Raw genomic sequence first — 14,058 nt, 5'->3', positions numbered from 1 at the left:
GTGCCTTAAAACCCATTTCCTTAAAGCACATTAGTTTATAAACAATGGTTTTATAAAAAAGGGAACTTAAAACCCTCAAAATAATAATCAATCCGCAACAAAAGTAGTGCCTAGACTAAAAATATAAGAAGAGAGGCCGTCACTACGATCATATGCATTAAAACGTAGATCAATGGTCTTTAAACCGAAAGTAAAAACCTTGGTTCCTGCAAAAATATCCTTATAACGTACCCCCATGCCATATTGATGGGAATCGAAGGCGGAAAGATCATAATCGGAAGTGTAGTAATCAAGGGTGGAAACCGCAATTTCCTTCCCATAAAAATAATCGGCCGCTGTCTGGCTATAAAAACGATAATTCGGGTAAAGCGTAAACTTATCATTCAACTTAATGGGCACCTCCAAACTTGCGGTATGCGCAGTAATTCCCCAATCATCGGAATAATAACGATAATAACCACGTAGTACGATCAAATCGTTCATATAATAATTAAGACGGGCCCCGATAGGAATTTTAAAACGGGAATCCGGTAATCGCTCCACACCATCGGCCAGTTGAAAATCCTCAATGAAAAAATCATTGACATCACTGAAATACACCCGTTGATGGGGTGTACTCAACAGGCCGCTCTGACTCACAAAATCCATAAAAACAGAACCCTGCACCCGTTTGCCCAAAATCTGAGACAAACTTAAAGAAAGTGAATACGTATTTCGTGTCTCATCATCGAACTCCACAAAACCAGGATCATAAGTACCCGTACCCGTTATACGCGAATCAAAGAACCCTTCCCGTAATTCAATTGGGTATTGGGGATTCCAACTATCCAAATAAACTTGAAAACTTGCACCTAACTGCGTATTCTTCTCATTGAACATGCGTGTATACCCACCACCGAAACCAATGGAAAAGTAATCGTATTCCCTAGACACGTATGCTTGTGCCGAATAAACCGAATTCCTGTCTTTGGAACTATGTTCATAGGTAGGATTAAAATGCACCAAAGCATCGCTTTGTGATGCACCGGAAGAGGCACTGAACGGACTCGCTGTACTACTAACTTTATCAAAAGGATCTATATTACTTGAGGATGCTGACGAATAGGCCGAAATACCCACATCAACTGTAAGTACATCATCAGGGTTCAATGGCATTTTAACCACAATACTCGATGTGGCATCTGTTAATTCCTCGGTTCCTTCCCCACCTGTTACCGCAGCGTTTTCTCCATCTTGATTATAATAACTGAAGAGCAAATCAACCTCTGCAGCCTCAAGAACCCGTTTTTGATAGGCATTTGACGGATCTTCCTGGGCAAGACCCAAGTTGAAGACCAAAAAGAGAAATAGTACACTTAGCTTTTTCAAAAGAAATATCGAATTATATAACGGCGCTTTTATTAAAAAGTTGAATCCCAATCTTACTTAGTTACAACCACAACCTCCTCCGGATTTACCTCCGTTTGCACCTGCGGCAGCTTCACGATACACTTGGAAATTGGTCTCAAAACGTTCAGAACTTTTGGCACTTAAGACCATTTCCTCATCATTCAGGTACACTTTATCATATTCCCTAACCACCACACAAGAGGTAGATAAAGCAGCAAATGCCAATAGAAATACGATTTTTTTCATGATTTAAAATTATGGATTATTATCGAATAGGATACCACTACTTTTATGTATTTTATTATTACTGTCTACCAAGATCACCTCAGTACCCCCCAATTGATTGATCAAAGAGAGACCGGCATCTTTTCCCATAATAAAAACCGCTGTAGCCAAGGCATCACAGAGTTCGGCACTTTTAGAGAAAATAGATACGCTATTCACTCCTTGTGAGGGGTAACCCGTTCGCGGATCTATGATATGGGTATATTTTTTACCATCGAACATGACGAATTTTTCGTAATTACCGGAAGTAGCGACCGAAGACTCAACAATGGGCAACCACGAAAAGATCTTATCCTTACTTAAAGGGTTAGCTATTCCTATCAACCATTTTTCACCACTTGCTTTTGTACCCCAAGTAGTAAGGTCGCCAGATGCGTTTATTATACCTGCCACTACTTGTTTAGACACCAATAATTCTTTGGTCTTATCAGCGGCATACCCCTTACCAATGGCCCCAAAAGAAATTTTCATTCCTTTTTGTTTTAAGAATACCGTTTGTTCATTCGAATCCAATATTATTTGTTCATAACCGACCTTGGCCATCGATTTTTTTATTTCATCCTTAGTAGGCATATTGGTCATGCTACCATCGAATTTCCAAATACCATCCATTGAGGAATATGAAATATCAAAGGCACCATCGGTAATTTCAGATATCTGTTTCGTACGTTCTATAAGCTTAAATAATTCCAGACTAACTTTTACGGGTTTAATACCAGCATTTTTATTGATCAGGGCAGTTTCCGAATCGGGGTCCCATGAAGAAATCAACTTTTCTATACGTTTTATCTCAGCTACAGCTTCATCTATATTAATATATCCGATTTCCTCATTTGCAGCCACCACCGTAATATCAAAACGACTTCCCATTAATTTTTGGGTCTTATGAACGGTCACATATTTTCGTTCTTGGCCAAAGCCTATAACGAAGAAGAAAACAAAAAACAGGGGGAGCAGTTTTCTCACTTTATAAATGAGTTTAGCATTGAGATGTATTGATCCGGTGATATTTTTTTATAACCGGTAGTCCCCAGGACCTCTTCATACGGGTTTAAGACCACAACTAAAGGAAAATAACCATTACGATTAAAGGTTTCCGCCAATTTACTATTCTGCTGAGCCATTTCCGGAGGCAATTGATTGCTCTTTTTCCTAGGGAAATCGGCTCTATAAAGCACATAGTTCTCTTTGGAATATTTAATAAACTCTTGTGATTGCCAAATATCACGTTCCAATTTAATACAAGGGGCACACCAATCTGACCCGGAAAAAACAAGGACAATAGGCTTGTTCTCTTTTTGGGAAATGGATACGGCATGGGCATAGTCGGCCTGCCAATCTTGGGCAGAAACAACAATTGAACTCATTAGAAACAAAATAAAAAACAACTTTTTCAAACTAAAAAAGTATTAAGATTAAACTAGGACTATTCATAAACCCGAAGTATATCCCCATTGAGTTCGGTATTATAGATTTTCAAGGGTTTGGCAGTAGTACTATCAACTTGATTCAAAGGCTCCCCATCCAATGCGAACCTTGAACCATGGACATCGCAATAGAAGATACCCCCGTCATTGGTTAGATACCTCACTTGATCATATGACTCATGGCTACAGATTTGTGTTGCAGCAACGAAATTACCATCCAGATCTTTCACTACGACCACCAATTCCTTTAAAATAAAACTTCCATTTTCGGCCAATGCCTGACCTTCGGTAGAGTTGAGATCAATGGTAAAATCAATTCCTGTGGGCGTTTCGACCTTATCCCCGTTCTCGTCATCCTTAGAACATCCTTGTAAACAAGGAAAAGTCAACGCAAAAGCGGCACCGGCCCCTAAAGTCCTTAGAAATTCCTTTCTTTCCATAGCATTGGTTTTACTACTATCAACGTCTTATTTAAATGAATCGTATAAGAGAAATCATAAAGTCGGCCAACTACTCAACGAGCAACCCCTATTCAGCTCAAAACACCTGTAAATAAGCCTAGAACAAAAATTTACCCTACGTTGAACATAAACCAAAAACACAAGTGCTTTAATCAACTATCATGAATAAACAAAAGTGCCGAATTCACTTTTTATGGTAAGTTTTTTAGACGGATTACCTTCTACCCTACCAATAATCCTTGCATCAACACCGAATTCTTTTGAAATATTAATCAATTCCTGTGCCACAGTCTCATTAGCATAGATTTCCAAACGATGTCCACAATTGAAAACTTGGTACATTTCGCGCCAATCGGTGCCTGACTGCTCTTGGATCAATTTGAACAAAGGAGGAATAGGGAACAGATTATCTTTTACAATATGCAGATTATCAACAAAATGAAGGATCTTTGTTTGTGCGCCTCCACTACAATGTACCATACCATGAATATCCGTAGCGTTATACTTGGACAATATCTTTTTTACGATCGGCGCATAGGTACGGGTCGGTGACAACACTAATTTACCGGCATCCAAAGGAGCTCCCGGCACTTCATCGGTCAATCTAGTTTTACCGGAATACACTAAATCATCAGGCACGGCGGCATCAAAACTTTCGGGATATTTTTCAGCCAAGTACTTGGCAAAGACATCGTGCCTTGCCGAGGTTAACCCATTACTGCCCATACCGCCATTATACTCTTTCTCATAAACGGCTTGTCCAAAAGACTCCAAGCCAACGATAACATCCCCGGCCTTTATATTGGCATTGTCAATTACGTTTTTACGCTTTAATCTTGCCGTTACGGTAGAATCCACAATTATGGTTCGCACCAAATCACCTACATCGGCGGTTTCCCCTCCCGTAGAGTGGATTACCATGCCATGTTCGGCCAAATCAGCGATCAATTCCTCAGTGCCATTGATGATTGCTGAAATTACTTCCCCAGGAATCAAATTCTTATTACGGCCTATGGTAGAGGACAATAGGATATTATCGGTGGCACCCACACAGATCAGATCATCGATATTCATGATCAATGCATCTTGCGCAATACCTTTCCATACCGAAACATCGCCGGTCTCTTTCCAATACATATAGGCCAAGGACGATTTTGTTCCTGCCCCATCGGCATGCATTACCAAACAATAATCCTCGTCATTGGTGAGGTAATCCGGTACTATTTTACAGAAAGCCTTAGGAAAAAGTCCTTTATCAATATTCTTGATGGCATTATGCACATCTTCTTTTGAAGCCGAAACCCCTCTTTGTTTATACCTTTCGCTATTCGATGACCCCATGAGAATTTATTTGTGGCAAAAATAATGGATTAGTTAAAAAAAAGCCCACGAATCGTGAGCTTTTCATTCTTAAACTTAGAAGATTATAGAATTACCCTTTAAGCCATGGTTATTTTACAAAAAGCAACTCCCTATACTTGGTCAATGGCCAATGCTTATCACTGACCAATCGTTCCAATTTATCACAGTGATAGCGTATTTCATCAAAATATGGTTTCACCTTATTACAATAAGCATCGGCCTTACTCTTACTGTCAGCAATGACATTTGCTTTTTTACGCTCATTGACCATCGCATCGGTCTTGGTCTTCAGTATCTCCAGATGACCTGAAATCCTTTGAATTATATCTAATTGGCTATCGGACAGTTTTTTATACCCGGCCCCATAAATTTCTTTAAGTCCACCAACATTGGCCAACAAAATATTCTGATATTCTATTGCAGCCGGTATCACATACCCATAAACCAGCTCATTGAACACCCTACCTTCTATCTGTAAGTGCATGATGTACGACTCCAGCTCAACCTCCTGTCTTGCCCTGACCTCAACCTCGCTCATTACGTTCATCGCATTGAAAAGCTCAAGACTATCCTTTGCTGTCAAAACCTGAATGGCATCAGGGGTGGTCCTATTGTTGCTCAGTTTTCTTTTCTTCGCTTCTTTCTCCCATTCTTGGCTATACCCATCACCATCGAACCGTATTCTTTTGGAGGTTTTTATATACTCCCTTAAAACGTTGAATATGGCCTCGTCTTTTTTAAGGTTCTTTTTATCGATGAGCACATCAACCTCCTTTTTAAAATCGTTCAATTGTTTGGCGACGATGGTATTTAAAACCATCATTGGCTTGGCACAATTGGTTTTTGACCCCACACCGCGCATTTCGAACTTATTCCCGGTAAAGGCGAAAGGTGACGTTCTGTTACGATCCGTATTATCGAGCATAATTTCAGGAATCTTACCTACTACGTTCAATTTAAGTTCGGTTTTTTCCTCTGGCGACAACTTGCCCTTGGATACACCCTCCAGTTCATCAAGTACACTGCTCAATTGCTTTCCAATGAATATGGAGAATATGGCAGGCGGTGCTTCATTCGCCCCTAACCTATGATCATTACTCGCCGAAGCTATGGAAGAACGCAAAAGCTCTTCATAGGTATCCACTGCCTTGATCGTATTCACAAAAAAAGTAAGGAACTGAAGGTTCTTCATCGGAGTTGACCCCGGACTCAATAAATTTACACCAGTATCGGTGGCCAAAGACCAATTGTTGTGTTTTCCCGAACCGTTTATCCCTGCAAAAGGTTTTTCATGAAACAGTACTTTCAATTTATGGGACTCGGCCACTTTGTCCATCACATCCATTAGTAATAGATTGTGATCCACGGCCAGATTGGCTTCCTCAAAAACAGGTGCCAATTCAAATTGATTGGGTGCAACTTCGTTATGTCTGGTTTTTACGGGGATACCCAATTTGGTACATTCCTTTTCCAAATGACGCATAAAACTCAATACCCGACTGGGAATGACACCAAAATAGTGATCATCGAGCTGTTGACCCTTTGCTGCCGTTTGTCCTACCAAAGTACGCCCGGTCATTACAAGATCCGGTCTGGACATGGCCAAGGATTCATCTATCAAAAAATATTCTTGTTCCCATCCCAAAGTCGCGTTTACTTTGGATACATTCTTATCAAAATATTTGGCCACTCCGGTAGCCGCTGAATCCACTGCACTTAATGCCCTGAGCAATGGTGCTTTATTATCAAGTGCCTCTCCCGTGTACGCAACGAAAATCGTTGGTATACATAGTGTTGTCCCATATAAAAATGCTGGGGAAGTAGGATCCCAAGCGGTATAGCCCCTAGCCTCGAAAGTATTTCTAATACCCCCATGAGGAAAGCTCGAAGCATCCGGTTCTTGCTGCACCAATTGTCCACCCCCGAATTTTTCCAAAGCCCTACCATCTGGCAATAAATCGAAAAAAGCATCATGTTTTTCCGCTGTGGTCCCCGTTAACGGTTGAAACCAATGGGTATAGTGCGTTGCACCCATATTAATAGCCCAACATTTCATAGCCTCGGCCACCTGATCGGCGATTTTACGATCGATCTTGGAACCTGAAAAAATGGCCCCTTTTACGCTGTCATAAGCCTCTTTGGTCAAAAATTGCAACATTTTTTCCTCATTGAAGACATTGGTTGCAAAATGCTCGGAACGCCTTCCATTTTCATCTATGGTCAATGGTGTGCGGGATTGACTTTCAGAGATAGCGGTAAACCTTATTTTGGACATATTTAAAATAATTTGGACAAAAATAATGATTAAGGAATTAATAATTAAAACAAGGTTATAATTACTTTTTTATAAAATACCCCAAAAAAAACAGGGGTAAATCAAATTATTGATTATTTGTTGATAATTACCCCCCTAAAAATTAGATAAATTCATAGAAAAACATATTTTTGTTTGTCTTAAAATTTTTAATAAACAACCCATATTATGGCAAAGATTAAATTAGAATACATTTGGTTAGATGGTTATTTCCCAACCCAAAACATGAGAAGTAAAACTAAAGTTGAAGAGCACGAAGACTTCAAAGGAACTTTAGAAGAGTTGGGGAATTGGTCATTTGACGGATCTTCAACAAAACAGGCCACAGGTGATTCTTCCGACTGTTTGTTGGTACCAGTAGCGATTTACCCAGATCCAGAGCGCATCAACGGATGGTTGGTTATGACCGAGGTTTACAATGCAGACGGCACACCACACGAATCTAACGGTAGAGCTACTATTGATGATGAAGATGATGATTTCTGGTTTGGTTTTGAACAAGAATATTTTATCATGGACAGAGAAACCGACTTACCTTTAGGTTTCCCTAGAGGTGGATACCCTGCTCCACAAGGATTATATTACTGCTCTGTTGGTGGATTGAACACCCACGGAAGACAATTGGTCGAAGAACATGCTGACCTTTGTATTGAGGCTGGTTTGAATTTTGAAGGTATAAACCAAGAAGTTGCTTGCGGACAATGGGAATTCCAATTATTTGCCAAAGGAGCCAAAAAAGCCGGTGATGAATTATGGATTGCAAGATATTTACTGGACAGGCTAACTGAAAAGTATGGTTACTATATTGAATACCACCCAAAACCTCTTGGAAGGGATATGGACTGGAATGGTTCAGGTATGCATGCCAACTTCTCTAACACCACATTAAGAACTTGTGGAGATAAAGAAGTTTACGCCGCTATTTGCGAAGCTTTCCGTGATGTTGTTGATGAGCACATTGCCGTTTACGGTGAATTTAACGACCAACGTTTAACAGGTTTACACGAAACAGCTGCCATTACGGATTTCTCTTGGGGCGTTTCCGACAGAGGGGCATCTATCCGTATTCCATTGATTGCTGTTGAAAAAGGATACAAAGGTTGGTTAGAAGATAGACGACCTGCTTCTAATGGTGATCCATACAAAATTGCGGGCAGAATCATTAAAACCGTTAAATCCGCTAAGATTTAATTAAAATACAGAAATGAATTAATTGTTTTTTATCCATACGCCCTGATGATTCTTCGTCAGGGTTTTTTTTATTCATTGTATCGTAAAATAAATAAACGAACAGTAAACAACAAGGAGCACCAATCCGTCTCTCCACCCCAATCGAAGGCCTTTCGGAAAGAACACCAATGGCAAGATCAAAAATGAAATACCAAGCATCCAAAAGATATCATTTCCGAGTAATCCTTGATCCATCACTTTTATGGGCGTGATCAACGAGGTAATACCCAATACGGCCATTATATTAAAAATATTGGAACCTATTAGGTTTCCTAAAGAAATCGCCTTTTCCTTTTTGATTATGGCTATTATCGAAGCAGCCAATTCTGGAATACTTGTCCCTATAGACACTATGGTTATGCCTATTATACGTTCACTAACACCGTAATTGTTCGCAAGACCTACAGACCCTTTCACCAATAATTCCGAACCACCCCATAAAGCGAGCCCACCAAGCCCCAAAAACAAAACCGCCTTATACAATGGCAATGGCATATCATCATCTTTTGCCTCATCTACAACAGCGGTTTTTTGATATTTTAAAAGATAGACCAGAAAAAGAAATAGGCCAACAACCATAATTATACCCTCGTAGCGCACCAAAACACCATCAAAAAAAATAAAGCCAAAAAAGAGTAAGGAAGCCAACATCATAATAGGCCAATCCGTTGTATAGAAACTTTTCTTTACATCAATACTTCCCAACAACAGTATTACGGCCAAAACCAAGCCTAAATTTGCGATATTGGACCCAACCACATTTCCCAGGGCCAAATCGGGAAAACCATCAACAGCGGCCTTAATACTAACAATAAGCTCCGGGGCCGAAGTAGCAAAAGACACAATGGTCATTCCGATAACGATTTTTGGAATGTTCAACCGTAAAGAAAGTGCTACCGCCGATCTTAAAAGCCAATTACCCCCTGCAATCAAAAATGTTAAACCCAGGATTATGAAAAGAATGTTCTGCATTAAGAAGTCATTTAAACAAATATAACCTAAGATTTTTGTTTCCTAATAGGAATCCAGCAATTTGAAAAATACCCATATAACTATTTTTATAGTTAATTAACTATTAATTTAGTTGCATAACTACTGAAAACGTTTTATGTTTGGATAAAATATTCATCACCAATGCAAAAATTAACCAATAAAGAAGAAGAGGTCATGATAATTCTTTGGCGCCTTAAAAAAGCGTTCGTAAAAGATATAATGGCCGATATCAAAGGCAAGAAACCCCATTATAATACCCTTTCTACTATTGTACGAAACCTTGAGGAAAAGAATTACGTAGGATATGAAGCTTTTGGTAAGACCCATAGATATTACCCTTTGGTCAGTCTTGAAGACTATCGCAAAAATTTCGTCAATTCCAAACTGGCCGAATATTTTGACAATTCATATAAAAGTATGGTTTCCTTTTTTGCCAAAGAAGAAAAGATATCAGTCAAGGAACTCAAGGAAATCATAGACCTTATCGAAAAGAAAAAGTAATGGAAGCCCTATTAACATACCTACTAAAAGTGTCAATTGTTCTAGCGCTGTTTTATTTGGCCTATCAGTTCCTCTTGAAGAATGAGACCTTTTTCAAGATCAACAGACATTTTCTGATTGCCGGCATCCTCACGGCCTTTATCCTACCCTTTGTTACATTGACCGATTATGTTGAAATTACCACAATCCCGATTGAAGAAACCGTAAATCAGATTTCGGGTGAATCAGTCGAGGAATCGACCAACCTTAATAATTGGGTAACAATATTCTCTATCATATATCTCATAGGTGTCCTGATTCTCGGCATTAACTTCATAATTCAATTAATATCGCTATCAAGGTTAATCAAAAACAATTCCGTAATAAAGCAGGGAAGGTTCCATCATGTAAAAATCAGTAGGAATATTGCTCCATTTTCCTTTTTCAATTATATTTTTTATAATCCTGAACGTTATTCACAGGGGGAGTTATCAACCATTATAAAACATGAAAAGGCCCATAGTTCGCAGTGGCATTCCATAGACGTGATTTTATGTCATATCATTACTATTTTCACCTGGATGAATCCGTTCAGCTGGTTATACAAAACCAACATAAAACAAAATCTCGAGTTTTTGGCCGATGAAAGTGCCACAAAAGAAATACCATCTATCAAGAACTACCAATATACCTTGTTAAAAGTATCGGGCAATCAATTTTGCGCCCCAATCGTCAATCATTTTTATAATTCATTAATCAAAAAACGAATCGTCATGTTAAACAAATCAAAATCGAAAAAAAGCAATAGTTTTAAAATAATGCTGATACTTCCGTTACTTGCCATCTTCATGGTCAGTTTCAATACAGAAACCATTTACGTACCCATAACACAATCCGATCAATCATCTAAAACGGAACTTTCAAAATTGATCGAAATCATCATAACAAAGAACACAACGGATAAGGAGTTATTGAAATTAAAAAAGGACCTTTTAAAAAAAGGTGTCGATTTTTCTTATACGGTTGTTCACAATTCCGAGAACGAAATCATTGATATAGCCGTAAATTTCTCTACGACCAACAAAGAGGGGAAGAAAACCAAAAGTTCTTCAAATTTCTCCAGCGATAACGAAGGAATAGAGCCTATACATATCGTTTACAATGAAGACACACATTCATTCTCAATTGGCAAAAACGAAGATCTTCATTATCAAACCGAAAAAGAAATATCAAATGAACTAGACGAAGATACCGATGAAGTAATATGGATTTCTGCGGACGGAAACAAAAAGGAACATAAAACCATTGAAATCACCAATGAAAACGGTAAAGAAACCATTAAGGTCAACGGTAAAAAGGTAAGTCGAAAAGAATTTGAATCCCTAAAGGAAAAAGATGGTACAACGGAAAAACATATTAAGATAAGGAAAACAGAGGGACCCGAACCTGAAAGTAACTTTATCCTGAAGGTATCAGAAAAAAATGAAGATAAGCTATCAAATGGAACCTCTGTAAAAGAAAGAGAAATAACCTACATTCATAAAGATGACAATAAAGAACCCCTGATTGTTATAGATGGTAGGGAAACGAACAAAAAGGAAATGCATTCCATTGACCCATCGAGCATTGAATCTATAAATGTTTTAAAAGACGGCTCGGCAAAAGAAAAGTATGGTAAAAAAGGTGAAAACGGGGTTATTGAAATAATCACGAAAAAAGAAGAATAACCAAAAAATCATCATAAAACATAATTATAACCGACTCCATAAATTGGGTCGGTTTTTTTTGGCCTAGAAATGAAACACCCTAAAAAAGTTATTTTATGAATGAAATTAGCCTACACCGAACAAAACAAACATAAAAACCCCCTTCAATTGTTACATATTAAAATGTATTAGCTGTATTATTATTACATTTCTAAATTTAATTGTAGAACAAAGCACAATAATCGAAATATATACCATCATTTTACTTACAATACTATATTCACTTGTATCAAATCCCTTCAATTTCTTTGGAAGTGACTATTTTAATTTTATACCTTATTTGAATAATCGATTATAATTAAAACCTAATAATCATCAAAACCCTTCAAATGATAACATTAATTAAACTTCTGGTTTCAGCAATACTATTCATTTTATTGCTCAGTTTTTAATACTACAAATTGCGATTTTCAACACAGGATTACTTTTCATCATCGTTGGCACGATCGGCAAATTGCCAAAAGCAAGAAAGTGCCCAGCTATACGATTTAACAGAAGAGCAAATTGTAATCGGAAACCAAAACCCTCGAACACAAAAACCTTGACATGACCGTCAAGGTTTTTTTTATACATTTGAAACATCTATCAAACCAAATTACCATGATATTCAGACTATTGGCAAAAGTCAATAAATTTCTTCTGCCTTCGTTCACAAAACAAGGGCTAGACTTGGCAAAAGCTTCTAAATTTCAATTGGCTCTTATCGGCTGGCGTTATTTCGTTACCACTAGGGCACTGGATCAATAATGTAACAAGGAATTCACTTCGAATTTAAGGAGTTTATCCTTTCCGTTTAGAAAATCGAGTTCCAATAAAAAATTACATTGCACAATTTCACCCCCCATTTTCTCTATTAATTCACAGGTAGCCTTAGCCGTACCTCCGGTAGCCAGGACATCATCATGAACCAGAACCCTATCTCCCTTTTGTATGGCGTCTGAATGCATTTCGAGGACATCACTGCCATATTCTAAATTATAGCTTTGCTGAATGGTGTTATAAGGCAATTTCCCAGGTTTACGAACGGGAACAAAACCAGCTTCTAACCGCGCTGCCAACATTGGGGCAAAAAAGAACCCCCTACTCTCCATACCAACTACCTTATCCACTTTGAGACCACCTACAAGGTCTAATAAAGCTTCTTGGGTATACCTAATGGCCTTCGGGTCTTTCAAAAGTGGGGTGATATCCCTAAACACAACACCTTTTGATGGAAAATCTGGAATATCACGGATAAAGGTTTTTAAATTCATAGAAATAGATTAAGCATATTTTGTTGTAAAGGTAAAAAGAAATATATTTGCACCCCTATAAAAGGCCTCGTGGCGCAACTGAATAGCGCATCTGATTACGGCTCAGAAGGTTACAGGTTTGAATCCTGTCGAGGTCACTAACATCCTCCACAAGCCCCTATTTTGGGGCTTTTTTTATTCCTAACAACTATTTCTGCTCTGTATTTGCACAGCTTTTCTGTAACAAAAGAAATATTCAAAAAACTGTACTAAAATTATATTTGTATATGAATACTTTTATACTATATTTGTATTTCATATAACGAAAAGCACTACTAGTCTTTAAATCTTTTTTGGGAAAATGATAAACATTGAATTGAAAAGACTGAGCCCATATACTGCTTCAAGAGAATTAAAAAATCTGGTTATTGAATTTAACCACCCAACAAATATCTATGATGACAACGAGACTTTTAGAACTACTATAGTTGACGCTTCTAATTACTTATTCCTTAACAAGGAATTTAGTAGGTCAGACAGTAAATTTAGAATCAAACGAAACCATTTTAAATAACAAAACAGTAAAAACAGAACCATGCAAAAAACAAAAAACAACGAGAACAATGACGCATCTAAAGATTCCAAGAAGATGGAGGATTTACTTCAAGCGCTTGGAATTTCAGCTAATTACTTAGCTGAAAAAGTAGGAACGAGTCATGGAGCTATTTACCATATTAAAAATGGTGTAAATAATATATCCAACGGAATGATAGAGAGGATTATCAAAGCTTTTCCTAATGTAAACCACAAATATTTGAAGTACGACCATCTTCCAATATTGTTAAATGATAATGAAGTGAAGGAACAGATGGAGTTACTTAACATAAAGCCTAAAAATGATGTTACGTTAAACACCATTCAGAGATATTTAGAAACCCCGAATCAATTGGACAGGATTGAACAAAAACTTAATCTTCTGCTTAAGCAATCGGGAATAGCATATGATTAATCTCTACAAACAATGTATAATTTAGAGCCATGACTAATATCATGGCTTTTTTATTAAGTATCGCAATAAGAGAAATATTAGTTTGCAATTACGTTCTTATGCGCTATATT

At 37.8% G+C, this 14,058-nt stretch carries 14 protein-coding genes and 1 tRNA gene; 6 read left to right on the top strand and 9 right to left on the bottom strand.

All coding sequences use genetic code 11. The features are described from left to right. Window positions 1-87: 87 nt before the first annotated feature. The 7 genes from GJ691_RS13180 to GJ691_RS13150 all read right to left on the bottom strand — a co-directional run bounded on the left by GJ691_RS13180 (window position 88) and on the right by GJ691_RS13150 (window position 7,199). The gene (locus GJ691_RS13180; RefSeq protein ID WP_154367624.1) at window positions 88-1,368 is read right to left on the bottom strand and encodes a DUF3570 domain-containing protein; all 1,281 of its coding nucleotides are present in this window, start codon (window positions 1,366-1,368) and stop codon (window positions 88-90) included. A gap of 57 nt (window positions 1,369-1,425) precedes the next feature. Further along, a complete protein-coding gene (locus GJ691_RS13175) occupies window positions 1,426-1,635 on the bottom strand; it encodes a DUF4266 domain-containing protein (protein WP_154367621.1) in 210 nt (69 codons plus the stop codon). A gap of 9 nt (window positions 1,636-1,644) precedes the next feature. Beyond that, entirely contained in the window at window positions 1,645-2,640 is a 996-nt protein-coding gene (locus GJ691_RS13170) for an FAD:protein FMN transferase (RefSeq protein WP_343033488.1), read from the bottom strand. Beyond that, window positions 2,637-3,041, bottom strand: coding sequence for a thioredoxin family protein (locus GJ691_RS13165; protein ID WP_179955120.1), 405 nt, complete (start codon window positions 3,039-3,041; stop codon window positions 2,637-2,639). Before GJ691_RS13165 ends, GJ691_RS13170 begins: the two co-directional genes overlap by 4 nt. Window positions 3,042-3,100: 59 nt before the next feature. Next, window positions 3,101-3,541, bottom strand: coding sequence for a QcrA and Rieske domain-containing protein (locus GJ691_RS13160; RefSeq protein WP_154367617.1), 441 nt, complete (start codon window positions 3,539-3,541; stop codon window positions 3,101-3,103). A gap of 180 nt (window positions 3,542-3,721) precedes the next feature. Next, on the bottom strand, window positions 3,722-4,903 hold the full coding sequence (locus GJ691_RS13155) for an AIR synthase related protein (RefSeq protein WP_154367615.1): 1,182 nt from the start codon (window positions 4,901-4,903) through the stop codon (window positions 3,722-3,724). Window positions 4,904-5,012: 109 nt separating this feature from the next. Then, the gene (locus tag GJ691_RS13150) at window positions 5,013-7,199 is read right to left on the bottom strand and encodes a glutamine synthetase III family protein (protein ID WP_154367613.1); all 2,187 of its coding nucleotides are present in this window, start codon (window positions 7,197-7,199) and stop codon (window positions 5,013-5,015) included. A 207-nt stretch (window positions 7,200-7,406) separates the two neighbouring features. On the opposite strand from GJ691_RS13150, the gene GJ691_RS13145 reads away from it, so the two are divergent. Then, window positions 7,407-8,429 (top strand): glutamine synthetase beta-grasp domain-containing protein, encoded by a 1,023-nt coding sequence (locus tag GJ691_RS13145; protein WP_154367611.1) that lies wholly within the window; start codon window positions 7,407-7,409, stop codon window positions 8,427-8,429. A 72-nt stretch (window positions 8,430-8,501) separates the two neighbouring features. Here the strand turns inward: GJ691_RS13145 and GJ691_RS13140 are convergent, their stop codons facing one another. After that, window positions 8,502-9,440 (bottom strand): calcium/sodium antiporter, encoded by a 939-nt coding sequence (locus tag GJ691_RS13140; RefSeq protein WP_154367609.1) that lies wholly within the window; start codon window positions 9,438-9,440, stop codon window positions 8,502-8,504. A gap of 162 nt (window positions 9,441-9,602) precedes the next feature. Here GJ691_RS13140 and GJ691_RS13135 point away from each other — a divergent pair, with 162 nt between their 5' ends. The 3 genes from GJ691_RS13135 to GJ691_RS13125 all read left to right on the top strand — a co-directional run bounded on the left by GJ691_RS13135 (window position 9,603) and on the right by GJ691_RS13125 (window position 12,454). Beyond that, complete coding sequence (locus tag GJ691_RS13135; protein WP_154367607.1) at window positions 9,603-9,962, top strand: BlaI/MecI/CopY family transcriptional regulator; 360 nt, start codon at window positions 9,603-9,605, stop codon at window positions 9,960-9,962. After that, window positions 9,962-11,668 (top strand): M56 family metallopeptidase, encoded by a 1,707-nt coding sequence (locus GJ691_RS13130; protein WP_154367604.1) that lies wholly within the window; start codon window positions 9,962-9,964, stop codon window positions 11,666-11,668. The genes GJ691_RS13135 and GJ691_RS13130 overlap by 1 nt, the downstream gene beginning before the upstream one ends. A gap of 639 nt (window positions 11,669-12,307) precedes the next feature. Continuing rightward, window positions 12,308-12,454, top strand: coding sequence for an SsrA-binding protein (locus GJ691_RS13125; protein ID WP_154367602.1), 147 nt, complete (start codon window positions 12,308-12,310; stop codon window positions 12,452-12,454). On the opposite strand, the gene GJ691_RS13120 is transcribed toward GJ691_RS13125, so the two are convergent. After that, window positions 12,448-12,960, bottom strand: coding sequence for an adenine phosphoribosyltransferase (locus GJ691_RS13120; RefSeq protein WP_154367600.1), 513 nt, complete (start codon window positions 12,958-12,960; stop codon window positions 12,448-12,450). The genes GJ691_RS13125 and GJ691_RS13120 overlap by 7 nt on opposite strands. Before the next feature lie 63 nt (window positions 12,961-13,023). Between GJ691_RS13120 and GJ691_RS13115 the strand changes: the two genes are divergently transcribed. Continuing rightward, window positions 13,024-13,097: transfer RNA gene (locus tag GJ691_RS13115), tRNA-Arg, on the top strand. Between the two features lie 437 nt (window positions 13,098-13,534). Continuing rightward, a complete protein-coding gene (locus GJ691_RS13110) occupies window positions 13,535-13,948 on the top strand; it encodes a helix-turn-helix domain-containing protein (RefSeq protein ID WP_154367598.1) in 414 nt (137 codons plus the stop codon). Window positions 13,949-14,058 lie beyond the last annotated feature (110 nt).

This window comes from Maribacter luteus (assembly GCF_009674825.1).
Classification (GTDB): Bacteria; Bacteroidota; Bacteroidia; order Flavobacteriales; family Flavobacteriaceae; genus Maribacter_A; species Maribacter_A luteus.
Note: the sequence above shows the minus strand (reverse complement) of the source record. Positions and strands in the feature narration are given on the sequence as shown.